General features: G+C 58.8%; 1 protein-coding gene. It reads right to left on the minus strand.

The genetic code is table 11. The features are described 5' to 3' along the window. The coding region (locus KZZ07_RS27320; protein WP_219520175.1) for a hypothetical protein at nt 1-243 on the minus strand (243 nt) is incomplete at both ends.

Here is a 243-nt window from a genome sequence, read left to right on the forward strand (position 1 = left end):
GCATCTTCAAGCCCGCGGCGGGCGTTCTCGGCGATCAGGTCCGCATAAGGAAACGCGGCATGCGGGTATTTGTAGAGCATGCGCATATAGGCATGGCTCGGTACGCCATCGACGAAAAAGTACAGCTCCTTGACGTCTTCACCGTGGTTGCCCTCGGCGTTATTCAAACCGAACAGACGCTCCTTGATGATCGTGTCGCGCCCGTTCCAAAGCGCCAGGCCCAGGCACCAGCGTTGAGCCTTG

The organism is Mameliella sp. CS4, from assembly GCF_019392335.1.
In the GTDB taxonomy this organism is placed as follows: Bacteria; Pseudomonadota; Alphaproteobacteria; order Rhodobacterales; family Rhodobacteraceae; genus Antarctobacter.